The sequence below is a fragment of the Nostoc sp. 'Peltigera membranacea cyanobiont' 210A genome (assembly GCF_002246015.1).
GTDB lineage: Bacteria > Cyanobacteriota > Cyanobacteriia > Cyanobacteriales > Nostocaceae > Nostoc.
Genome location: NZ_NOLJ01000002.1, coordinates 323,111 through 345,463, shown reverse-complemented (window position 1 = coordinate 345,463; position 22,353 = coordinate 323,111). Strand labels below are relative to the sequence as shown.

At 40.8% G+C, this 22,353-nt stretch carries 17 protein-coding genes, 2 pseudogenes and 2 CRISPR repeat arrays; of the genes and pseudogenes, 3 read left to right on the top strand and 16 right to left on the bottom strand.

The features are described from left to right. Positions 1-759: 759 nt before the first annotated feature. The 5 genes and pseudogenes from CDG76_RS06410 to CDG76_RS35880 form a co-directional block, all read right to left on the bottom strand. Positions 760-1,389, bottom strand: coding sequence for a response regulator (locus CDG76_RS06410; protein WP_094348228.1), 630 nt, complete (start codon positions 1,387-1,389; stop codon positions 760-762). A 278-nt stretch (positions 1,390-1,667) separates the two neighbouring features. Then, positions 1,668-7,796: an AAA family ATPase gene (locus tag CDG76_RS06405; RefSeq protein ID WP_094348227.1), complete on the bottom strand. Its 6,129-nt coding sequence runs from the start codon at positions 7,794-7,796 to the stop codon at positions 1,668-1,670. Positions 7,797-7,919: 123 nt separating this feature from the next. Beyond that, positions 7,920-8,254: pseudogene (locus tag CDG76_RS06400) on the bottom strand (IS4 family transposase); the annotation flags it as partial. Continuing rightward, positions 8,188-8,433, bottom strand: coding sequence for an S-layer protein (locus tag CDG76_RS06395; RefSeq protein WP_223265156.1), 246 nt, complete (start codon positions 8,431-8,433; stop codon positions 8,188-8,190). The pseudogene CDG76_RS06400 and the gene CDG76_RS06395, both read right to left, overlap by 67 nt. A gap of 433 nt (positions 8,434-8,866) precedes the next feature. Next, positions 8,867-9,055 (bottom strand): hypothetical protein, encoded by a 189-nt coding sequence (locus CDG76_RS35880; RefSeq protein ID WP_143854035.1) that lies wholly within the window; start codon positions 9,053-9,055, stop codon positions 8,867-8,869. 341 nt (positions 9,056-9,396) lie between these two features. Between CDG76_RS35880 and fghA the strand changes: the two genes are divergently transcribed. Both fghA and CDG76_RS06385 read left to right on the top strand, forming a co-directional pair. After that, entirely contained in the window at positions 9,397-10,233 is an 837-nt protein-coding gene (gene fghA, locus CDG76_RS06390; protein WP_094348226.1) for an S-formylglutathione hydrolase, read from the top strand. A gap of 382 nt (positions 10,234-10,615) precedes the next feature. Further along, positions 10,616-10,831 (top strand): hypothetical protein, encoded by a 216-nt coding sequence (locus tag CDG76_RS06385; protein WP_094348225.1) that lies wholly within the window; start codon positions 10,616-10,618, stop codon positions 10,829-10,831. Positions 10,832-10,943: 112 nt separating this feature from the next. Beyond that, positions 10,944-11,803: direct repeats of the CRISPR family, unit length 38 nt; unit sequence TGTTTCAGTCCCCGTGAGGGGATTTGGTTATCGGAAAC. 261 nt (positions 11,804-12,064) lie between these two features. Here the strand turns inward: CDG76_RS06385 and cas6 (CDG76_RS06380) are convergent. The 8 genes and pseudogenes from cas6 (CDG76_RS06380) to CDG76_RS06350 form a co-directional block, all read right to left on the bottom strand. Beyond that, a complete protein-coding gene (cas6, locus tag CDG76_RS06380; protein ID WP_094348224.1) occupies positions 12,065-13,216 on the bottom strand; it encodes a CRISPR-associated endoribonuclease Cas6 in 1,152 nt (383 codons plus the stop codon). A 158-nt stretch (positions 13,217-13,374) separates the two neighbouring features. Next, a CRISPR array of direct repeats spans positions 13,375-14,161; the repeat unit is 37 nt; unit sequence GTTTCAGTCCCCTTGCGGGGTAATAGGCTTTGGAAAC. Between the two features lie 220 nt (positions 14,162-14,381). After that, positions 14,382-14,675, bottom strand: coding sequence for a CRISPR-associated endonuclease Cas2 (gene cas2 / locus CDG76_RS06375; RefSeq protein ID WP_094348223.1), 294 nt, complete (start codon positions 14,673-14,675; stop codon positions 14,382-14,384). Positions 14,676-14,694: 19 nt separating this feature from the next. Next, positions 14,695-15,147, bottom strand: a pseudogene (gene cas1 / locus CDG76_RS06370) (CRISPR-associated endonuclease Cas1); the annotation flags it as partial. Positions 15,148-15,338: 191 nt separating this feature from the next. Next, positions 15,339-16,247, bottom strand: coding sequence for a transposase family protein (locus tag CDG76_RS06365; protein WP_094348222.1), 909 nt, complete (start codon positions 16,245-16,247; stop codon positions 15,339-15,341). Positions 16,248-16,312: 65 nt separating this feature from the next. Further along, on the bottom strand, positions 16,313-16,828 hold the full coding sequence (gene cas1 / locus CDG76_RS06360; protein ID WP_223265154.1) for a CRISPR-associated endonuclease Cas1: 516 nt from the start codon (positions 16,826-16,828) through the stop codon (positions 16,313-16,315). A gap of 84 nt (positions 16,829-16,912) precedes the next feature. After that, the gene (gene cas4 / locus CDG76_RS06355) at positions 16,913-17,467 is read right to left on the bottom strand and encodes a CRISPR-associated protein Cas4 (protein WP_223265153.1); all 555 of its coding nucleotides are present in this window, start codon (positions 17,465-17,467) and stop codon (positions 16,913-16,915) included. After that, the gene (locus CDG76_RS35875; RefSeq protein ID WP_143854034.1) at positions 17,418-17,606 is read right to left on the bottom strand and encodes a hypothetical protein; all 189 of its coding nucleotides are present in this window, start codon (positions 17,604-17,606) and stop codon (positions 17,418-17,420) included. The genes cas4 and CDG76_RS35875 overlap by 50 nt, the downstream gene beginning before the upstream one ends. Further along, positions 17,587-18,213 (bottom strand): DEAD/DEAH box helicase, encoded by a 627-nt coding sequence (locus CDG76_RS06350; protein WP_223265152.1) that lies wholly within the window; start codon positions 18,211-18,213, stop codon positions 17,587-17,589. The genes CDG76_RS35875 and CDG76_RS06350 overlap by 20 nt, the downstream gene beginning before the upstream one ends. A gap of 125 nt (positions 18,214-18,338) precedes the next feature. On the opposite strand from CDG76_RS06350, the gene CDG76_RS06345 reads away from it, so the two are divergent. Beyond that, positions 18,339-18,968, top strand: coding sequence for a Uma2 family endonuclease (locus CDG76_RS06345; RefSeq protein ID WP_094348219.1), 630 nt, complete (start codon positions 18,339-18,341; stop codon positions 18,966-18,968). Between the two features lie 90 nt (positions 18,969-19,058). Here the strand turns inward: CDG76_RS06345 and csx2 are convergent, their stop codons facing one another. Genes csx2 through csm5 form a run of 3 tightly spaced genes read right to left on the bottom strand, consistent with a single transcriptional unit; the run spans position 19,059 to position 22,351 of the window. Then, on the bottom strand, positions 19,059-20,282 hold the full coding sequence (gene csx2 / locus CDG76_RS06340; RefSeq protein WP_094348218.1) for a TIGR02221 family CRISPR-associated protein: 1,224 nt from the start codon (positions 20,280-20,282) through the stop codon (positions 19,059-19,061). Positions 20,283-20,300: 18 nt separating this feature from the next. Then, entirely contained in the window at positions 20,301-21,059 is a 759-nt protein-coding gene (gene cas6, locus CDG76_RS06335; protein WP_094348746.1) for a CRISPR system precrRNA processing endoribonuclease RAMP protein Cas6, read from the bottom strand. Next, positions 21,053-22,351, bottom strand: a complete 1,299-nt coding sequence (gene csm5, locus CDG76_RS06330) for a type III-A CRISPR-associated RAMP protein Csm5 (RefSeq protein ID WP_094348217.1) — start codon at positions 22,349-22,351, stop codon at positions 21,053-21,055. The genes cas6 (CDG76_RS06335) and csm5 overlap by 7 nt, the downstream gene beginning before the upstream one ends. Positions 22,352-22,353 lie beyond the last annotated feature (2 nt).

Here is a 22,353-nt window from a genome sequence, read left to right as displayed (position 1 = left end):
AGTTAAGGCTAAAACTCTTTGTCAAAGTCAATTTTTTTAACGAACCACAGAGGCGCAGAGGACACTGAGAGAAGAAAGAAATGCTTAACTGAACTGTATTGTATTATAAATGGGATTTTCCTGAAACAGTTTATCTAGCGGGGTCGCAAAAAGCGTTTTAAATATGCTATGTGCTGCTTCCAAGCCTGGATGGGCGGCGTTAAAGTCAGCGATTCCTTTCTCATCGAAATCGAAGCGATCGCGCCGAGTCCCAAATCCGTACCACCCAAGTTCAAATTCCCAAACCCAATGCAGATTAGTCCCGTCGTACTTCTCGAAGGCAATACAGCGCCCGGATGGGTAGTTTTTACTACCAGGAATTTTGGGATACGCTAGCTGAATACGAGGCATAAGGGACTTCCAATTNAAAAAAATAATCAATCGCTGTGTAGGCAGGGGAGCAGGGGGCAGGGGGCAGGAGGCAGGAGGCAGGGGGAAAAGAAAAATATCATCTAAATAAATTGGGTAATTTATTCTCTGGAAGTCCCTAATGTCGATCTTGTATTTATTAATTGCATCGACCTGCACCTTTGTTGCATTGACCTGCACCTTTGTTGCATCGACCTGCACCTTTGTTGCATCGACCTGCACCTTTGTTGCATCGATCTGCAAAAATTAACTTACTTTAGATTACCTAGTAACTTTAAAAGATTTGTGTGTAGATGGTAGCCTTAACAAGGGGGAATTTAATTATATAGATATTTAATTGCAAAATTGATATTACAAATTGACAATTCCTCGTTTAACAGCAATAATCACGGCTTGAGTGCGATCGCTCACTCCCAACTTGCTTAAAATTCGATTAACGTGAGATTTAACGGTGCTTTCACCGATACTCAAGGTTGTGCTAATTTCTAAATTACTCATTCCTTGCGCCATTAAACGAAGTACATCTAGTTCTCGCTCACTCAGTTCTGGATTGCTCATCCTCTGCACCAATTTTGCCCCTACTTCGGGTGGAATATACTGCTGACCGCGATGAATTGTGCGAATGGCACTCAGAAGTTCGTTGGGTTTAGCATCTTTGAGCAAATATCCTTTAGCGCCTGCCTGTAAACCACGATAAATATCTTCATCTCCATCGTAGGTTGTCAGCACAACAATTCGGGCAGCTTTAAATTCGGCACAAATAGCAGTAATGGCTTCAACTCCTGCCATCTGGGGCATTCGTAAATCCATTAGCGTTACATCTGGTTGGTATTCACGAAAAAGCGCGATCGCCTGTTGTCCATCTTCTGCTTGAGCAATCACCGTCATCTCTGGATCGCGGTTAATGATGGTTGTCAATCCTTGCCTGAGAATGGAATGATCGTCAACAATCAGAACCCGAATATTCGTTGATTGGCTCATAATTATTAATAAATTGAAAGTACAAAATTAGAAATTGAGATGTTATATCATGTGCGCTTGATTGCTTATTAAACCCGAAGAACCCCACCCCCGCCAAAGCTATGCTTTGTCTCCCTGCCCCTAATCCCCAGAGGGGGCCCCGAGTTCCCCGCAAGCGGGGAGGGGCTGGGGGNGGGCTGGGGGTGGGGTGTATTGACTGTGGTTAGCATAACTAAACTAATTATGCGGACATGATATTACTACACTTTGCGTTTGTAACCAGTGCATTTTTAATATTCTCACTCTCGATTTACAATGACAACAATTTCTGTTCCTTGCCCAGGTTGGCTCTGAATACTCAGTTGCGCTCCAAGATGTTCTGCTCGCTCGCTCATTCCCAACAATCCAAATCCGCCAACAGCTGGGATCGTAGCAACCCCAAAACCCCGACCATCGTCTTTAACGCGCAGAATACATTGGGCATTGTCATATACCAACTCAACACGAATTTCGGCAGCATCAGCGTATTTTATGGCGTTGGTTAATGCTTCCTGTCCAATCCGTAGTAAGTTATTTTCAACCTCGGCTGGCAAAGAATAGGCTGTGCCTTTGATTTCGTAGATCAGAGCGGTATCGGCAGCGGCTCTCATTTGAGTCACAAGGCGATGAAGGGCACTATGTAAATTGCCATCCTCCAATAGCTGAGGACGAAGCGCTACCACCGATCGACGCGCCTCAGCAAGTCCGGTTCGTGCTAGTTCATCAATTATTTCCAGGTGTGCCTGTGTCGCTTCTATATCGTCCGCTAGCACTTGCGTTGCAGCTCCTACTTGAACAAGAATGCCTGTGAAGGACTGGGCTAGCGTATCGTGAATTTCTCGCGCCATGCGGTTGCGTTCTTCCAGAATTGAGGCTTGCTCGGCACGTTTTTGTTCACGCAGTGCAGCGTTTCGCTGTTCGCTAATGTCTGTGATTAGACTGTAGAATCCTCTGACTTGAGCATTGCGATCGCCTTTGGCACTACCCGTTGGGCAATGGCAATCGGGGATAAAGGTAGCACTGATGCACCTTTTACCCAGTGAAAAGGAAATCTCTGCTTCCACTTCCAGGGTTACAGTTTCCCCTTCAAACACTTGATTGATAAACGGCTCAAACCGCTGATAAATCGTCTCACCCAGGAGTTCATGAACAGATTTGCCCAAAATCTCATCTCGACTAAGGTTAAACCAGACCTCATAGGTACGGTTAACAAACAGATAGCGCTGATTTGCATCCACGTAGCTGATAAGAACTGGTAGAGCGTCGGTGATTAGTCGTAATTCTTGTTCGCGTAAGCGTTCGCGCAGCGTCTCGTAGAGAAGCTCGTCGTAGACATCGCGCAGTGCGGCTTCGCTTTTTTGTAAAGCCGCAGTTCGTTCTGCTACTTGTTGCTCTAAAGTACGGTTGTAATTGGCTAAGAGGTGTTCTGCTTGTTTGCGCTCTGTGATGTCTTGAAAGGCGACGATCGCATAAGCCACATTGCCATGTTCATCAAAAACTGGAGTTCCCCACACCTCAACTGGAATAGTTGCGTTGTGTTGGTGAATTTCTATGTCGTCAACCCTGGTGCGATCGCCGCTTAATGCCCGGATGACTGGCAGTCTTTCTGTTGGGTAGATTTGATCTGTTCCCATAATATAGAATTGATAAACTTCTGAAATTTGACCCCGTGGGACAGAAGAATCAATCCCTTTGCCCATTAACTGAACGCCTCGTTGATTAGCGTAGTAAGGGCAACCTGCCGCATCGACGATGCCAATTCCCACCGGAATCGCTTCTAGAAATTGAGCCATCTGACTTTCACTAGCGCGGAGCTTGGAGTAAAGTTTGGCATTTTCAATTGCGATCGCTGCCTGAGTGGATAGCAGATTTAAGACTTGCGATCGCGTAGCGTCTCCTAATGCCTCCGGCACGCTTGCGCGAACGGAGAATCGCTCTGGTGTAAATGCTCTAGCCGCTAATTTATTTTCTAGATACAACACACCCACTAGCTTTCCTTGATTCAGCAGCGGCAAGCATAAAATTGATTGAGTTTGATTGTGTTGAATATATGGCTCATTAATAAAATTACCTTCACGAGTAGCATCATTTAAAATGACAGATTTATGAGTACGAATAACATAATTAACAATTGATTCAGGTAGATGATTTGCAGTTGGGATAGATTGCAGTACTTGTATAGCATAGACATTCTCACCCTCATTGAGTTCACCAGAAGCTTCAATCACCCATTCTCCTGAGTTTTCTAAAATCAAAAATCCTCTTTGTGCGCCAGCATTCTCGATTAATATCTTCATCAAAGAACTGAGTAACTTATCCAATTCAATTTCACTAGAAATCGCAAGGGAAGCTTTCATCACTGCTGCTAAGTCGAAAGCAATGGGTGATTGATTAGAGGTGGTGACAGAAGTTTTGTGGATTGGCACGTAAGCCATGCCCGACGATTGAGGAAATAGCTGGGGATAGTGAGTTTCTAAATCTTTGACTTTCGCGTATGCTCCCCATCGTTCATAGCAGTAATGTGCTTCCTTCATGTAAGTTTGGGCGATTTTTTCTCTACCTCTTGCCAGATAATGTTTAGCAGCTAATTCATAAGCTAATGCTTCTTCTTGCAAATACTCGTTGTCTTTAGCCCCAAGAATTGCTTGCTCGTAAAATTCTTCTGCCTCAAGCAACTGACCCAAAACTCGTGCAGTCTCTGCTTGCACTAAATAATATTTATGCAAATGATTCATGGGCGCATAATGTGCCCATTGCTTTATTTTCTCCTGGCTAACCGCAATTTTTTTGAGGATTTCCCCTTGCGCTTGAGCGCTGCTTTCAGGGTATGTTGCGAGTCTTGTCAAAGCATCATATAGGTAGTAGAAAGGCGCAACAGGTGTTCCTGTTATTCGGATTAAATAACGTTCTGCTATGGTTGAGTTTTTAACTGCCTGAGCATACTCAGAAAATAGGTAGCACAGGAAAAGTTTATTGAAATAGACATCAAAGGTTGCCGTTCCATCATTTGTTACTTCATGTTGTGGCAATCCATTTTCTTCATTGTAGAATTCGCCCACTAGGCGAGTTAGGCTGACCGAAAAGCCCATCAAATTTGCGATCGTCTGCTGATATATTTTGTTCCAGGTTAGCGCCGTTTTCTGTTTGATTTGACGAATTGCTTCACTGTATTTCGTCATCTCGCGCTCAACTTCTACGAGTTCCTTTCCAACTGCGTAGGATTGGAAGCAATAACAATGGGCACAATAAGCAGCAAACTCTAAATCTCCAACTTCTAAACCTCTTTGGTAGGCTTCTAGCAAGGGCTGGATTGTGTTTCTAATAGGCTCTTTCCAATGAATAATAAAGTTATTCACAATGAGTAATGTTCTAGCTCTGAGAGAATGAATATTAAGGTGTGACAATAGATTTAACGCAAGTTGTCCAAACTCGTACCCAATCTCAATGTTCCCACTCGTTCCACAAAGAATTAATCCGTAAAAAGCATAGGCAAAGGGAGATACAACAGCATTACCAGATTGAATTGATAAGTTTACTTGTTTAGACACAAGCAGAGGCATCAAATCAGGAGCCGCAACATAGGCAGCGATCGTGATGCTTGATAAGATTCGCATCGCCGCCAACTTGTCCGGTTCGGTCATTTCCGGCAAATGGAGCAAGTCCTCGATTGGCTTCTCGCCAATGAGTGATGTGATTGTGTCTAGCTCAAGCTGAATGTCTGACTGAGTTGGCGTTTCAGGAAAACTGATTCCCAGTTGCTGCAAAACTTGCAATCCAGTGTTGATTGCTTCTAATGGCTGGTTCTGCGCGATGTCAGTTTGAATTTTGACTTCGTAAACTTTCACGATGTCGAGAACCGTTTTGGCTGCTTGCAGAACGATCGCCGCCCAGGATTCTACCTGCTCAAAATCGCCACACAAATACGCGACTTCTGTTGTTTCTAAATATAAATCTAATGTCAAGTCATAGTTTGTTTGCCAGCTAGAAGCTGCTAGCCAAACTCTTGCTGTGGCTAAATATTTTTGAGCCATACTATAGGCGATCGCAGCTTTTGCTTTCTGTCCTGCGATTAAATTTAATTTAGCAATTTCATTGCGTTCTGGTTGATCTGCAACAAGCTCAATTCCATGATTCAGATGATCGACAATTTCAAACAGTCGGTCTAATAGTCGCTCTGGCAAAATTTTTCCAAGGAGATTGCGACCAATTTGTAAATGAACAATTTGTTTTTGCGACTCATCGATTAATTTGTATGAGGCTTGCTGCACGCGATCGTGCAAGAACTTATACTCTGGAATTAACAAGTTTTCATCTAATTCAGATAGTGGTTGAATTAATCCAACTTGTATGGCTGTTAGTAAATCTTGAAAAATCGTTTCAGGTGGTTTTTCACAAACAATCGATAGAGTATCTAAATTAAATTCAGCGCCGACGCAAGCAGCTAACCGGAGAATTTGCTGTGTATTTTCTGGCAGTTTATTCAACTTGTGAAGCATCAACTCCACCACATTATCGGTAATATTCTGGGCTTGAATATCAGTTATGTTCCATTGCCAGCATAAGTGTTCAGCATCAAATGTCAGCAGATTCTCGCTATACAGCATTCTCAAAAATTCATTGACAAAGAACGGATTGCCCTCAGTTTTACGCAAAACTAACTCAGCTAAGGGACGAACGATGTCTGCATTCCGATGCAGCGTCTCGGCAATCAACTGACTCAATGGACCCAGCGTTAATGGTGTTAGGGTAATTTCCTGAAGTACTGCCCCTTGTTTTCGCAGTCTCTCTAGCATTAATGCTAATGGATGCGTTGGATTTACTTCATTATCTCGATAAGCTCCAATTAAAAATAGTGATTGGGCTTGCTCATCCAGCAGCATCAACTCGATTAACTTCAGCGTTGCTGAGTCTATCCACTGCAAATCATCTAAGAAGATCGCCAGGGGATGTGATTCTGAACAAAACACCCGCACAAACTGCCTAAAGATTCTGTGAAAGCGATTTTGAGCTTCAGTTGCTCCCACTTCTGGTACAGGCGACTGCTTGCCGATAATTAATTCAACTTCGGGGATCACATCAATGATGATTTGTGCGTTGTTTCCCAAAGCTGTAAGTAAGAGCGATCGCCACTGTTGCACTTGGTCGTCTGGTTCACTGAGCAATTGCTGCACTAATTTTTGCAAAGCATCTGCGATCGCGCTGTAAGGAATATTGCGCTGAAATTGATCGAATTTACCAGAGATAAAATAACCGCGCTTTTGGGTGACTGGTTTATAGATTTCTTGCACTAACGCAGATTTACCAATGCCAGCATAGCCAGATACCAACATCATTTCGACTTGGAATTTTGGTTTGCCTCTTTGTTCGCTTTGCGAAGTTGTTTCCGAATTGTTTGGTAAAGCAGCGACACAATTTGACTCTGGACACGCTACGCGAACAAAGGCCGCCAGTAACATTGCAACTTCCTTGTCCCGTCCATACAGTTTTTGGGGAATTTTAAATTGCTCAGAAACGTCTTGAAGCGCCAGTTGAATGCTAGAGATTTGACCGATTTCTTCTAATTGTTCAGCACAGATTTCTAAATCCGCTTTGATTCCCCAAGCACTCTGATAGCGATCTTCGGCATTTTTCGCCATCAGTTTGAGAATGATATCTGAAACTGGCTTAGGAATCGTTGTATTTATTTCATCAGGCGGAACAGGCTGTTTAGCTATATGACAGTGGACTAACTCAAGTATGTCGGTTGTGGGAAACGGCAGATATCCAGTTAGCAGTTCGTAAAATGTCACACCAAGGGAGTAAAAATCGGTGCGGTAATCGAGTAAACGGTTCATCCGCCCGGTTTGCTCTGGAGATAGGTATGCGAGTGTCCCTTCTAAAACATGAGGATTCTTGAAAGTCGGATTTGTATGGTTAAATTGGGTCGCAATTCCAAAGTCAATAATTTTGACAACGCCAGTATCCAGATTGAGAACTATATTTCCAGGATTGATATCTTTATGAATGACACTGGCTGTATGGATTCTGCCTAGAATATTGCAAATAGCGATCGCAAGACCAAGAAAAGTGGATAAGGGCATGGGGCAGAAAATATCTGGGCGCTTGTGCATCCATTGCTCTAGGGACTCTCCCCCAAAATCTTCTAAGAGAATCACCAGAGTGCGTTGATAATCCTGCTGGCTGTATGCTTTGATAACTCCTTCCAGATTGAAGGAACGGGTAATTTTATATTCCTGTTTGTAGCGGGTCAGTTCTTGAGGTGAGGGATAATCAAGCTTTAGCATTTTTACGACGATCCCTACTCCGTCGTCTCTGATGCCCCGATAAACTAGAGAATTAGAACTTTCGTATATCTTGTCTTGGATGGCAATACCAGGTAGAGCAATCATAGAGCAACTCTTGAGAGGATAATCTGGCATACCTCAAACTATACAGTAATTCTCATGATCAGAATAATTACTCACTTCTTCCTCCCATCCAGAATGAGTTTGATGAACAATACCTCTGTCAAATTACGAAGGTTCAACGCCCGTAGAAACGGGATGAATGCGTCCTAAAGAAGTAAGCTTGGCAAAAATCTGGTTTAATAAAATAGGCTCAGGGATTTCTGGAAGCATTTTTAAGATTTCATGGATATATCGAAAGCCACGATAAACGCCCCCAGGTCAAGAATGCCGGAGCCGGGATTAAGAAGGCAAAAATCAGTGAGAAGATGATGAGATAAATTAACCATAAAAAAGGCTAAATTAGCAGCGTTATTCACCGCAGTTTGCCTCAGATTCATAAAATCTTCCAACCCCCAAAACTGCTTTGCATCAGGGAAGTTAAACTCGATTTGAAAGCCCAATGGTCTGATGGAACATCAGTAAAAGGATTTGGTAAAGTTTGGGCAAGATTTTGAACGCAAGCATTCACAATTTGATTTGATGTTACTGGAGCTTCAGTTACAGGTTCTTGAGATTTAGCAGGAGTAACAAAGCTAGTAGTCGCTAGTACTACAAGTGTAGCTAAAATTTTGTACTTCATACAATACCTTCGCCAATTTACGAGGGTGAGTTGATATGTTAACTCGCTTGTCTCTTGGGTTAGGCAAAAACAATAAGTCCTAAAAATTCCTTCAAGGTTTCCCGCAAGCTTTTTTTACGTATTACCTTCACGGGTATTGGGTTTGAGCCTCCAAGCTCGTTTGTCAGCTAAACGCCCATGTATCAGTATTTTTGCCATTTTTGCCAAAATTTTTGTAGGCTCTTATTTTGGCAAAGGTATTGTCATAACTTGAGTTTTCTAGAGATGGCATTTAACCCTATCTTAGTTTGCAGACAGCAGCCCAGGAACTAGAATAATTTTGCCTAGATGAAGTGTTAGCAGTACTTAAACAAAAATTTGGCTTGGGAGACGATGCCGAAGCAATAGCTAGTTACCGTAATCTTTTTTACTGCTTAATTTTGTGCGGTAATCATTAATACGACGGGCTGTTTGGTGTCGCTTGGGGTTTATAACGCACCGCAGATTCAACAACTTTATCGATTTTTGTAGGTTGGCGTTGTCCAAATCCTTTGCCAGACCTGGTAGTTGATGTATTGAATACAGGAATTTTAACAGGGTTTGGCGTTTGTGAGGGGGAGCGATCGCCCTTTCTTCTGTTCATTCTTAGAGGAAAGTAGGCGAAGTACCTATTAAATTAAGTACACAACTTTTTCGAGTTACTTAATTTACCTTAATTAGGGGTACAAGTATCATCGGAACAGAAAACTAGGTTAAGCTTAAAAGTATTATCCTGTAAGGTTTTTATTGAAGATTGTAGGAACTGATGTTTCAAGTTCCCAAGTAGTTGCTTAACGAGAAAACCAGGTTTCAGCTTTGAAATAAATTTGTATTATTAATGTAATAATGTTTAACCCGGTTTTCTGTTCCAATCGTACTAATACCCCGTAGTTTACGCTAAAATAACCATTCTCCGCAGCCGCTCAGGAAAGCAGAATATAACTAATGGCTAACCTCAACCTCATTTCAGAATATAAAAGCTTTGGTGGCAAACTCGGTTTCTACAGTCATCACTCCTCCACTTGTAACGCTGAAATGCGCTTTACCATCTATCAACCACCACAAGCAACTCAAAATCCTGTACCGATTCTCTATTTCCTCTCTGGATTAACTTGCACAGAAGAGAATTTTATGGCGAAAGGGGGAGCGCAGCGCTTGGCGGCTGAGTACGGTTTGATATTGGTTGCACCAGATACAAGTCCGCGTAATACTGGCATTGTAGGTGAGGATGATGACTGGGACTTTGGCAGTGGTGCAGGTTTTTATGTTGATGCTACAGAAGAACCGTGGCGTCAAAACTACCAAATGTATAGTTATATCGTCCAGGAACTACCTGCTTTAATTACTGCAAATTTCCCCACCCAACCTGATAAACAAGGCATTTTCGGTCATTCGATGGGCGGACATGGGGCGCTTGTCTGTGCAATGAGAAACCCAGAACTCTACAAATCAGTATCAGCCTTTGCACCGATCACTGCACCTATGCGTTGTCCTTGGGGTCAAAAGGCTTTGGGTGGTTATCTTGGCAGCAATCAAGAAAATTGGCGTGCTTATGATGCTAGTGAATTAGTCAAGCAAGTAGGTTATCACAGTTCAATTCTTATTGATCAAGGGACTGCTGATAAATTTTTAGCTGAACAATTACTGCCAGAGGTGTTTAAGCAAGTTTGTACAGATGTTAACCAGCCGCTAAACTTGCGTTACCAAGAAGGCTATGACCACAGTTATTATTTCATCGCCAGTTTTATTGAAGATCATATCCGCCACCATGCGTTAGCGTAGCTTACCGTAGGTATCGCTTTTAAAAAACTAGACCGGAAAACAGGAATTCAGATTTGACACTTTCCTTAAGTTTTATATTGTAGTTAAACAAATAACCCCAAAAATGAAACGGGTGCGGCTCTTTTAAAAAGACGGTATACTGAAAGGAAGTAATTTAGAAGATACTTGTAGGACAATTGATAACTCGTCATTTAGTCACCCAGCACGAATTATCAATAAAAATAGAAACATCAAAGTGGTATCTCTCATGCAGCAGATTAAGCGATTCCTGCGGTGCTAAACTACGCCCCCCAGTTCCAGTTTCTTAGAGGAACAAAGGGGCGATCGCACTCTGGCGCAATGCCTCCTGAAGATTGCACTCAGAAGTTATCGCGGGAAGCTCATGAATAACCAACCAAATCACAAAAACCTTAGTCTACAAGAAACGCCATGTCCTATCTGCGGCTCACAAAATTTTGTTTGGGGTCGTACCGTTGGAGAATCAGTAAGTCAGTGGGTATATTTCCGTGCTGATGGGGCTGGGTGGGGAGAAGGCGAAAAGCTACGGGCGCGTAAATGCCTTAATTGCAACAATGTTCAACTTTTTACGTATGAGTAGCTACCAGGAGCTATGTAGTCAAATCCAATCGTTGATACTCTCGATTTGTACCACAACTACGGTGTTGACCCAAAAGCGATCGCAATTTCTTTAATGAAAACTAGTTTTCAAGTGTTTCAGTCCCCGTGAGGGGATTTGGTTATCGGAAACTTTACCTGAATCCTCAAGTATTCCTAAATCAATATCATCATCAATGTTTCAGTCCCCGTGAGGGGATTTGGTTATCGGAAACCGGAGATGCAGAACTACAAGCTTTAGTAATTGCCTGTTTCAGTCCCCGTGAGGGGATTTGGTTATCGGAAACTTCGGGAAATAAACCAAGCAGGCATACACAATATTTGTTTCAGTCCCCGTGAGGGGATTTGGTTATCGGAAACCTTAATCGGCGGGGACACTTCCCAGAGGTAGCCGCTAAACTGTTTCAGTCCCCGTGAGGGGATTTGGTTATCGGAAACCTGGGTAAGCTTTAAGAGTAAATGGTTTATCTTCGTGTTTCAGTCCCCGTGAGGGGATTTGGTTATCGGAAACATCAGTGCAGTGTGGGAGCGCAAGGATGGCATGGGCAGTTTCAGTCCCCGTGAGGGGATTTGGTTATCGGAAACAAAAAAAGACTGCGATCGCTAGCTGTAAGTTTTAAGGTTTCAGTCCCCGTGAGGGGATTTGGTTATCGGAAACCCCATTCGCCAACCCTCATTGGTAGCTATGCGTCCGGTTTCAGTCCCCGTGAGGGGATTTGGTTATCGGAAACCCTATGTTTGGGACGAGATGAGCAAAATTATGGAAAATGTTTCAGTCCCCGTGAGGGGATTTGGTTATCGGAAACCCGTGCCGGGAGTGGGCTTTAAAAAGAAATCTGAATCATGTTTCAGTCCCCGTGAGGGGATTTGGTTATCGGAAACGTAACACAATTAATAATTTTGATGATTTAAAGAAAGGTTTCAGTCCCCGTGAGGGGATTTGGTTATCGGAAACCGCTCCATCTGAAACTGTTATGGAGCATGGTTTCTGGGAAGCTTTTTGGCAGATCGAAAAAAAAGGTCATTTTCAACCGTTCTTATTGCAAATTACTTGCAACTTTCCCAATTGTTTAAACGCTGTAAGTATTTAATTGTCTAGGTTCTGGCGATTTTGGCAGAACCCCCAGGGTTTTAGACCCCGCTTCGATTTGCCAAACATCAAGCTGATTATCTAATCATAAGACAATTACCTATGCTTGTCCATAAGCAAAGATTTTCAACTATTGCTTTCTTGTTTGAGCGATTTTCTGGCTAATTTCACGTAAGTTTTCACGGTCGAGATCGGCATCTCTAAATCTTCAGCGATTGCCTTGATTGATTCTCCCATCTCCCGCCGCGCCAAAATCGTTGCCCAGGTAACAGCAATTTTATCAGTTCGCTCCCCTCCTGTGCGTTTGCGTTGTGCAGTGAATAATTTTATCAGTTCCCCAATTCGCTCTCCCAGCAGATTTGTTAGCAACTGTATCGATTTACTCGTTTCCTGCTCTACCCAATCCAAACGAGTTTGTCCTAGCCCAAAAGTAGTTTTATGCCCTGTGCCGCAGTAAGGAGCCAACCGTACTAAAGCATAAAACAACTCACTAAATTCAAAGTTCCCTAAAGCTGCTTTTGTTAAACCTAATGAGATTGCACCTGTGAAACCTGTGACTGACCCACGCTTCCCTGCTGCCACTTTCTCTGATTCCAAACGATGTTGATGAATAATCACCCCTTCATCTATCCATTTGAGAAAAGATTCTTGTTCTGCTGGCATCGCTGAAAAATCGTTCCATCGCCGCAAATAACTATGGAAAAGGTTTTCTGGTACTGGCAAAGGGAAATGATTTCCTTTTCGACGAAAGCTTGTAGGTGAAATAAAACTGAGATTAATTGTAAAAGGTCTATTTGTGGATGATTCCAGTAGTTGTCTGTAGGTAGTTGGTGCATAGGCTATGCTCACCTGTTTTATCTGTAGAGATGCACCTTTTAAATCTAACCTTTCTGGTAGTTGAGTTAACCAGTGTTTGAGAAACTGTGCTACCCGTTGAGATAAAGCGTTCACGTGCCAGTAGTATATTTGATTCGCTTCTAATCGTAGTTGTTTGCCACTGGCGACTAGTTGACCTGACAGCGCTGAAATATTGAAGGGTTTTTCTGACTCTCCATCATGAAGATAAGCTGAAAGGTCTGGATCAAATTGCCGCACCTGCTCCAAAAACCACGCGTGCAGCCCAATCGTGTACTGCGAGTAAAGCAAAGCAGAAGCAGTTGACTCCAGTTCAAACACTAATCCAACCAATTCTGTCTCATCTGCCCATGTCACAACAGAAGCAACAGATTTTTGCTTTGGCTTTGGTTTACGACTAGTAGATGTAGCTGCTCTTGGCATTACTTATGGCTTTAAAATAATGCTCAATATTGTACGCAATTTCCATCCTCTTTGACTTAACAAGAGCCAAACAGCTAGTAATTCGCTCTTGTGAACTTGGTGGGGTAATAAGTTTTGGAAACGAAAAATTCTGACCTTTGGAGCGATACCAAGGAAGTATTTCAGTCCCCTTGCGGGGTAATAGGTTTTGGAAACTGTCCACTATATCTGCAATGTTTATGTAATCTTTATGTTTCAGTCCCCTTACGGGGTAATAGGCTTTGGAAACTTATACAAACAGTATTCTCAATGCTGTTAATCATCGTGTTTCAGTCCCCTTGCGGGGTAATAGGCTTTGGAAACTTGATGCTCAAAAGCTGCAAGAGTATCTGAAAGTATGTTTCAGTCCCCTTGCGGGGTAATAGGCTTTGGAAACTCTTGGATATAGTAACATTGATTGTTGTAACTCCAGAGTTACGCATGTTTCAGTCCCCTTGCGGGGTAATAGGCTTTGGAAACATAGTTGATAAAGTGTTCCACGAAGATACCACCAAAAAATGTTTCAGTCCCCTTGCGGGGTAATAGGCTTTGGAAACCTTAACAAAAGAATACCAGAACAACTTCGAGTACCTGCCAGTTTCAGTCCCCTTGCGGGGTAATAGGCTTTGGAAACAATCTAAGATTCAAGAGCGATCGCACATAAATAACTGTTTCAGTCCCCTTGCGGGGTAATAGGCTTTGGAAACTCACCTCTTTAATAAACAAGAGTATTTTAGAAATAAAGTTTCAGTCCCCTTGCGGGGTAATAGGCTTTGGAAACAAATAGATTTCCATCGTTTTAATTCCTATTACTGGTGTTTCAGTCCCCTTGCGGGGTAATAGGCTTTGGAAACAAGCGGAGGTGAGTGCGGACGAGGAACTATTGAGGAGTTTCAGTCCCCTTGCGGGGTAATAGGCTTTGGAAACCGCCCAGTCTGAAACTGTTACAGAACAGGCTTCCTGGGAAGGTTTTTGACGGATCGAAAAAAAAGGTCATTTTCAGCCGCTCTTATTGCAACTAATTTGCAACTTCCCGAAGTATTGAAACGCTGTAATTATTTACTTGTCAAGGTTCTGGCGATTTTGGCAGATCCCCCAGAGTTTTAGCCCCCGCTTCGACTTGCCAATCATCAAGCTGATTACATAATCATAAGACTATTGTTTCTTCTTGTCGAGGAATTTCAGACCCGTATGTAATTGTTCGTTTGATTGCACCCGCATCAAGTATATACAATCGAACCGAATCCTGTTCAGGCTTAACCAGTTTTTCTATCTTGGTTTGAAGGGTAGCAAATTGTACTGCTGTTAAAAAACACTCAAAAACGCTGTACTGTGTCCATTTCCCGTAACCAGACAACATTTTATGTAAGCGAGTGCGACGTTTATTTGCAGCCTTGTTATCAGGCAGATCATAAATAATCAAATAAAACAGAGTAGTCATTTTTTTCGATAATTGATAATTAACGTAAAGCTAAAGCTTTATATGGAATACCTTCTTGTAAATGGCGACCCAATAACCGAGCTTGTAGTTCAATCGCTCGTCGATAAGTGCATCTGTACTCAAAAACCGGATGTTTAAATTCATCATTCATTTTGCGCTCAAATGCCTGTAAGAAAGTTTTCCTGGCACTATCCTTAAGACGATATGCACCTAAACTTTCGTTGAAATCGTCAGGTTGAATTTCATGTTTATGCAATACAGCTAGTACTACATTGTCAGAAATCAAAGCACGAAATTCTTCCATTAAATCCAGAACCATTGCAGGCTGACCATGATGGACTTCGTGTAAATAACCAATATAAGGATCTAACCCAGCAACATGAACCGCAGCTGTTACTTGAACTCGCAACAAACCATAGGCAAAACTGAGAAGTGAATTCACGGGATCAGTAGGCGGACGACGATTTCGACCAGTAAATGTCCATTAGACTTATCCAAAAATCTGAAATGTTTACTATACAATGCTTTTAGCGATTTTAATGGCTTGCGATCGCTTGCGCTTGGTGGACGCAAGAATAAGGCTTTAGGGGAATTAATCGAGCTAATTTATCAGTTAGCAAGGAAAAGATAGAAAGAGTGAAAATTTATTTTTTCCCGATAAACTCAATTATTAACAGATAAAAACCATGAGCAATTAAGTCGCAATCTGACAAGTCCACATACTGCCATTATTACCCGATTATAGCGATGACGAGATAAACGAAATTTCTCACTCGCTACTCGAAATATTTTCACTCGACATATCATGTGTTCAACACCAATTCTCCGTGAAGATAATTGTTTATTCTGTTCTTTTTGCAGTTGTGAAATCTCTGATTTTTTGGGTTTTTTATGTGGTGTAGTAATTGCATTATCTCCGATATAAGCTTTGTCACCAATAAACTTTTGTTCAACATTGAATTTATGCCGTGTTTCTCGAAATAAACCTATATCGCTTGTTTTACCTAATTTACCAACATATACATCAACAATATCTTCTCCCTTTGGCAGCACAATAAACTGATTTTTTAGAGTGTGCATTTTTTTCTTACCAGAATAATATTGTTTCTGGTTTTGGTAGTCCATAGGTCTTTCTATGGCTTGCTCTGCGCTATCTACAATTAATTCGTATTCACCAAGTATTTTACGTAAATTTTGATATTTTTTGCTATCTTTTTCTACTTCTTCTATTTGAGAGGCTGGTAAAACTTCTCTTAAAATTTCTACCCAATAATTAAATGTATCATTAGCTTTTGTTTTGGAGATGTCAAAGAGTAAACCTAATATTTCAAAAATTGGTTTTTGTCTAAGATAAATTAGGCATAAGCAGATCCCTTCTTTTGAAGATATCTCCGGTTTTCGTCCACCCCCAGGGGCAATAATACGAGTTTTATTCCTTTCGATTTCTGCACGTTTTTCTAAATGGCATTTTTCCGCTAAACTTACTAATGCTAAAAATTGCTCATAATCAATACCGATTAATCGCTTTGCTTCTTGCGGATGTGATTCAATTCTTGCCAGAGGACTTGTCATTATTCAATATACATATTTCTTAATTCTTGGTTGATTATCCCACAAAGCTTATATTAAGGATAGGTCTATTGCTTTCCAACCATCCGTGGCCAGCAAGCAAAATATTCACGTGCAGCTAAACCTTCAATTCCTCTTACTTGATCTATGGTTTTTTGGTTTTTAACAAGACTTTTACGTTCTTTGAGAGGATTATCTCGCTCATTGTGACGATATAAAACCTGATATTGGTTATGAATTTTCGCTGCCACAATTGCTTTGACTAATTCTAAACGTCCGACGGGATCGCTATATAGTTTATATTGTGCTAATCGCAATTGACCGTTGCGCGAATAACCAGGAAGTGCAGAACCTAGATATTTACCAAAGCTAGAAAGATAATGAACAGGCATACCCAATTCCAAAGCATAAACTAGAGCATCACCTGTGACTTGAGGGTTGCCCATCAAGACAACTTGTTCAACAGTTTGAGCTGCAACAGTCTGTTTTTTCCAAGAACCATCTGATTGTTTAAGAGCAACATTAAAAGCTTCGTAATTCTTGCTCAAAACGGCATCAGCCTGAGTTACGTAAAGTACTGACATTTTAGAGTGGTGATAATGAGTTATGGATAAAACTTATTAATCAATTTACTCCCAATGAAATTAATCCTCGGTTTCAGGAGTCATTCACCCCCGTAACTGTTTAACTTCAAAAGGCAGACAAATCTCTTTTAAACTGCATGAAAGACACTTTTTAGTGTTATCAATCGGTGCAGGCATAGTTGTTTGAGATGCAAGTTGAGCAAGAACAATTGCTTGCTCAGTCATTTGCCGTAGTTGAGGTGTAAATGCTACTGTCTGTCTTCTGCGGTTAGCGTGATAAAAAATCTCACCATAAGCAAGGCAGCGTCCGGTACGTTCTTCTATACACAAAGCAGCAGCACAAAGTTGAAAATGGTCATTAAGGTGCTGTGCCATCTTCCCTTTTTTATATTCCACAGGGACAAGCTGACCATCGCATTCTTCAACTGCATCAATAATACCTGCAATCTTTAGGCGATCGCTCCACACCCACTGTTGCTGATGAATTAGCATCTCTCCTTCTTGGAGCGTTCCTTCCTCATTAATGTTACGGTGTATGTGCCGACCCAAGATAATATGCTCGTTATCTGACATCTCACCCAAGACATATTCAAGGTAAAATCTGCGTGGACAATATTCCCAGGCATTGAGGTATGCCAAAGGTACGTTTACGCTGATAAGCTCGAATATCGTCTAGGATTACCGAAGCGTTAAGAGGATGGGACACAGCTTGAAAGGTACGACGGCGATCGCCTTCTATGGCTTGTAAATCTGCATCTTCAACTTGAATAATTTCCATTATCTACCAACGTCTGTATTTGGGTTGCAAGTTCATTAGTTAAAGTCGCGGTCATTAGCAAAAAAGGTGAAATGCCTTTGACTTGTTGTAAAACTTTCAGAACAGTAGCGAAAGAACGGTCTGGATCGAGTAGATGTAATTCATCAAATACCAGATATGAGGCAAAAATCGCTCCTGAGTTAACATTGGCAGAACCACGACCGACTGAGTAAGGGATATTCAGGAAGCTGCTCAACATTTGGTCAATTGTGCAGAAGACGATATCACCTTCAAAACGGGGATCTTCTGGGTTTTCTCCTGTTTGCAGAGTTACTACTAAAGAACGAGATGATGGATAAACCTTTTCCCAGTTCGCAACTAATATTTCAGTCCGTTGGCGGAGACTGTTGGCCAGTGTTCGTAGGGGTACTACGTAGATGAGTTTATTGGGGAAGTCTATATTGAGGGCTTTGGCGAAGAGGAAGGGTGCGATCGCTGTTTCTGTTTTTCCTGACCCTGTGGGGGCGCGGAGGAGGATATCTTGACGCTGTAAGAGTTTAGCGATCGCTTCTCGTTGAAAGTTGCGCGGGGCGAAGGTAGTGAGGGTTTGAAAATATTCATTAATCATAATTGATAAAATGAATTAGGATGATTTTGATATTAGTTAGTAATCAGTTGTAAATTTGGAAATTTATACTAAGCTTTTACTTAATACTGATTACCATTAACTGCTTACTGCTTCTGTGAGGAATTATGCTGCTAACTGAACATCGCGCTGACCGAGTGGTTCTTTACAATATCAGTTGGCAAAAATTTGAGAATTTATTAGTAGACTTAGGTGAAAGCCGTTCAGCTAGGGTAGCTTATGATGATGGCACATTAGAGATTATGACACCGTTACCAGAACACGAATATTACAAAGAAATAATTGGTGACATCATCAAAGATACAGCTGATGTTTTAGAGATAGATTATGAGTGTTATGGTTCAACTACCTGGAAACGCGAATTAAAAAAGGCTGGGATAGAATCTGATAATTGCTTTTATTTCCAAAACGAAGCTTTAATTCGAGGCAAGCTCAAGTTTGATTTAAATCAAGACCCACCTCCAGATTTAGCTTTAGAAATTGATGTTACCAGTAAATCTTTAGATCGCTTTCCTATCTATGCACGGTTAGGTGTACCTGAAATTTGGTCTTATGACTCTGGAAAAATCAAAATTTACCAGTTGCAAGGTGAGGAATATCTTGAAAGAGAAACAAGTTTAATGTTTCCAAACCTGAACATTCAAGAAATTCCCTCACTAATTGAAAGATACCCTATGGCAGGAAGACGAGTTTTCCGACAAGCAATCAGAGAGTGGGTAAGGGGACAGATGGGTTAGATAAGAAAGGTTTGGAATATGGAGGTGAAGGATAAATTTACTGTTTGGGTATTCAATTGTCAGTAAGCCGAGAATAGCATCTTAACAGTTCTATATGCTCTCAAAACAGTTTTCAAAATTCCAAGTTTCTGCAAGAGCGCAAAGAAGTGGTTTAATTTTCTCATTAGCTGTCTTAACAATTTTACTAACAGACATTGCTCCTTCTTTATGTCCGGCATGATCTAAGCCATTTCGCACAGGTTGGAGAGCATTCCATAACTGAATCAGTTTATCCTTCTCGGCCCATGTATCATTGATTATTCTGCCATACTCATTTAGTTCTTCAACAGTAAGATCATTACGGCTAACCATCTCAACGCCAGATATGGCTCTTGCAATTAGGTTTTCACGAGTACTCATTTTCAGAGTAAATGGCAAACCGAGACGGTAAGTTACTGCATTTATGAGCCACTCACGAGCTAAACTCATCGCCTCAATTAAACGATTGTTACTGTGATACCACATAATCAAACGGAATTGTGCCTCTAATGCTTTTTTAGTATCTTGCTGAAAGTCACCGATAAAATTCCCAAAGGTATCAGTAATACGCTGTCGTAGCATTTCAAATGGTGGCGCTGTAAGCTGCAATTGTTCTTGTGCTTTTAGCAAATCGGATTCAAGACTTTGAGCTTTGATTGCTAGCTGTAATGGTTGACAGAGAAGGGTAGCAAGAGATACATCTGATAGTGTTGTTGCTGCTTTTTTCGTTATATTACTAGCTGTGCCATCTAAATTAAGTAGTTTAGAAAGTCTTTCTGCATCACCAGTTTGAATGAATTGATCAGTCGCTGTAATCCAATCAAGCATTCCTACAAATTCTGATAAATCAATTACAGGTGCAGGTAAACCAGTTTTAAAGTTACCTAGTTCTAATGCACCATAGTAAATAGCATCAATGGTAACGTTCTTAGCTGCTTTCAAGTAAGCAGCAAATAAGAATACAAGAAAAGGTAGAGAACGCAAACCATGAGTAATATCAAATATTACAGAATCATTCTCATGAACTTGATCGGTAATGATTTTAAAGGTTTCCCACATTTGTTTAGTTGTTTCACCATTTGGTATATCAACTGCTTTAATACGTGGGTCGTTTAATTTAGCCAATACGGGAAAAGCTTTATCTTTAGCTTCACGTGTCACACAAACTAACATATAATCATAATTGCAAAACTGGCGTAGTGCTTCTGCAAAAACTTCACCTTTGTAGATTTGTCCTTCAAAACTATATGTGGTTTCCCGTGGATAAAGCCCTAAAAAAGTTATAATTTGTCTCATGATTTATTTGTTATTTGTTTATTTTATTAATGTCTGTCCCATACCCAAACGAGTTTTCATTCCCGTACCAGAAAACCGCGCATATTGAACTAATAAATTAGCTACATTTGCCAATAAAGGATCAGCGCGGTTTAAACTTTGTAAAGTTACATCACCAACAAATCCATTTACAAAACTTTTATTTAACTGATAACTTCGCGTTTGAATTTTGTGATTTTTCAGGAAAACCACGTTACTAAGATAAGTAATTAATTCATCACTTCCTAAATAAATAGGCGCAAAAGTATTCCAGCGTTCTAACCAGCTACGAAACATTAATGTAGGTAATGGTAGAGGTAAATTTACTCCACTTTGAGCAAAGGCTGTAGGTGTAATAAACTGCAAGTCAAAACGTTTGACTGGTTCTGGCTCATTTCCTACTAAATTTGTATATAATTCTTCATAACTGGTAATTTCATCTTCACGATTTATAATGTTGAACTTTGCACCCAGAAATTCTAGAGAATCTGTAAGATTTAGATGAGAAATTGCTTTGGCTGAAATTTCATTTAATCCACATAGAGATAGTTGATAAAATTCCTCTGGATGAAAGGTGATAAAATCTCTGGCAGTAGAATAAAAACCGATTATCCCTGAGTAGGAAACAGCAGGTATAGTCTCGCTTCCCATTTCTAAACCTAGCTGTTGATGCAGTTGTTTCACCAGTTCCAACCCATAGGGGCGGGGTAAAACTGTTGATGTAGATACAGTTAATGTCCAGGTAGAGTGAATTAGCATAGGTCTTTTAAAGTCTTGAATTTCACCCATCCAGGAACAAATTTAATTTCGCCGTTGCTATTCATGACTGTTCGCCGAGATTTTGGGGCTTCAAAACCAGGTGCTTGAATACCACAAATATCGCGGATTTCTGCTCTGAGTTGGTCGTCAAAACATAATCCGACTGTGGTTCCTGTCATTCCACTACCCCAACCTAGCCGTAGTGTATGGGGACATTTTTCTGGCTCGTATAAATCGCGGATATGACTAAAGTCTAAGTTCTTACCAGATGCTTTATAATTATTTTCTATTGCCCCCCAGTAATCATGCTCATAGTCCCATTGTTCTTGAGCAAAATCCTGGCATATTTGCAGTAGTTCATCAAGATTATTAAAGGGTAATTTCATCCCCTGTTTATGCTGGAACCAGGAAAGCATTTCTATATCTAAGGTGAGGGTAAATTCTGTCTTGACATTCCGCACCATCTCAGCATAGATAGAGGCTTTATATTTGGCTAAATAATCAGGAAATCTGCTGGAAACTATTACTTCAGCGACAACAGAAAAATTTATGGGAGTTGGTTTACCTGTTTTTCTGGGTGCTGTTGTTTCAATTATCGATTCAGAGTCGCTAACTTTCAAACAGCGTAAAAAGTCTGTATTTTGATTGCTACCAGTTAGTGTTTTACCTTGATAATTGAGAGTATAATTAGAAAATAAATTTTCCATAAATAGTTGATCATCAGCAAATTTTTGTTTATGCTTATTTCTCAATTCTCCTAAACTTTTTTTCAGTCTGTCTTCAATTTCACTTACCCGATTTTGCAAAGGTACTTGATAACGGTCAGGGTATTTGAGTAAATGATAGGCTATAGCTGTCCTAATTGCACCTTTAATTGAGGAACCAGGGATAAATAAATATCCCATACCATTCCGAATCATCGGACGTAAATCTGTAATCTTTTCTTGCGTGAAGTTTTGGCTAATTGAATCTTTGGGGAAAATGGGATTTTCATCTGTGTCTTTTGCATTCCACCATTCATCTCCAAAAGCTTGTTTTAAAAGTCTAGTGAGGTCTTGATGTTCTTCAATTGCTTGAATATAGTCGTTAAGAAAACTTCCTCCCTTTTTTAATAATTCTTTAGCTAAGGCTTCTTGATTAGGAAGATAAACTTTTTTGGCTGTCTGCACATATTCAAAAGGATTTAATCTAGATACAGATGAGCCAATATGTAAAAGTGGACTAGTTAACTGTATTCGTTTTGATTGATAAAAGTCAGGTTTTTTCAGTGCAGATTCAGGAGCAACAACCATGA

Excerpts from the sequence above, each read along its gene's own strand:
- csm5 (WP_094348217.1), bottom strand. The coding sequence starts at position 22,351 with ATGGTTGTTGCTCCTGAATCTGCACTGAAAAAACCTGACTTTTATCAA.
- CDG76_RS06410 (WP_094348228.1), bottom strand. The coding sequence starts at position 1,389 with ATGAGCCAATCAACGAATATTCGGGTTCTGATTGTTGACGATCATTCC.
- cas1 (WP_223265154.1), bottom strand. The coding sequence starts at position 16,828 with ATGTCAGTACTTTACGTAACTCAGGCTGATGCCGTTTTGAGCAAGAAT.
- CDG76_RS06385 (WP_094348225.1), top strand. The coding sequence starts at position 10,616 with ATGAATAACCAACCAAATCACAAAAACCTTAGTCTACAAGAAACGCCA.
- CDG76_RS06350 (WP_223265152.1), bottom strand. The coding sequence starts at position 18,213 with ATGATTAATGAATATTTTCAAACCCTCACTACCTTCGCCCCGCGCAAC.
- cas6 (WP_094348224.1), bottom strand. The coding sequence starts at position 13,216 with ATGCCAAGAGCAGCTACATCTACTAGTCGTAAACCAAAGCCAAAGCAA.
- cas2 (WP_094348223.1), bottom strand. The coding sequence starts at position 14,675 with ATGACTACTCTGTTTTATTTGATTATTTATGATCTGCCTGATAACAAG.
- cas6 (WP_094348746.1), bottom strand. The coding sequence starts at position 21,059 with ATGCTAATTCACTCTACCTGGACATTAACTGTATCTACATCAACAGTT.
- fghA (WP_094348226.1), top strand. The coding sequence starts at position 9,397 with ATGGCTAACCTCAACCTCATTTCAGAATATAAAAGCTTTGGTGGCAAA.
- CDG76_RS06395 (WP_223265156.1), bottom strand. The coding sequence starts at position 8,433 with ATGAAGTACAAAATTTTAGCTACACTTGTAGTACTAGCGACTACTAGC.
- CDG76_RS35875 (WP_143854034.1), bottom strand. The coding sequence starts at position 17,606 with ATGGAAATTATTCAAGTTGAAGATGCAGATTTACAAGCCATAGAAGGC.
- CDG76_RS06365 (WP_094348222.1), bottom strand. The coding sequence starts at position 16,247 with ATGACAAGTCCTCTGGCAAGAATTGAATCACATCCGCAAGAAGCAAAG.
- CDG76_RS06405 (WP_094348227.1), bottom strand. The coding sequence starts at position 7,796 with ATGATTGCTCTACCTGGTATTGCCATCCAAGACAAGATATACGAAAGT.
- CDG76_RS35880 (WP_143854035.1), bottom strand. The coding sequence starts at position 9,055 with ATGAACAGAAGAAAGGGCGATCGCTCCCCCTCACAAACGCCAAACCCT.
- csx2 (WP_094348218.1), bottom strand. The coding sequence starts at position 20,282 with ATGAGACAAATTATAACTTTTTTAGGGCTTTATCCACGGGAAACCACA.
- CDG76_RS06345 (WP_094348219.1), top strand. The coding sequence starts at position 18,339 with ATGCTGCTAACTGAACATCGCGCTGACCGAGTGGTTCTTTACAATATC.